The sequence below is a fragment of the Micromonospora sp. DT227 genome, assembly GCF_049841835.1.
Classification (GTDB): domain Bacteria; phylum Actinomycetota; class Actinomycetes; order Mycobacteriales; family Micromonosporaceae; genus Micromonospora.
Genome location: NZ_JBNCLA010000108.1, coordinates 1 through 216, shown reverse-complemented (window position 1 = coordinate 216; position 216 = coordinate 1). Strand labels below are relative to the sequence as shown.

The following is a 216-nucleotide window of genomic DNA, read 5'->3' as shown; positions in this document are numbered from 1 at the left end:
CCCCAACCGACTCATGATCAACGCCTACGGACCCACCGAAACCACCATCGCCGCCACACTCTCCGACCCCCTCACCAACAACACCACCCCACCCATCGGCCGACCCGTCACCGCCACCCACCTCTACGTCCTCGACGACCACCTCAACCCCGTAGCACCCGGCGTCGCCGGAGAGCTCTACATCGCCGGAGCCGGCACCGCCCACGGCTACACCAA

General features: G+C 67.1%; 1 protein-coding gene. It reads left to right on the top strand.

Annotated elements, in window-relative coordinates; translation table 11 throughout:
- Positions 1–13: 13 nt before the first annotated feature.
- The coding region (locus tag ACLQ2W_RS34105; protein ID WP_425792048.1) for an AMP-binding protein at positions 14–216 on the top strand (203 nt) is incomplete at its 3' end.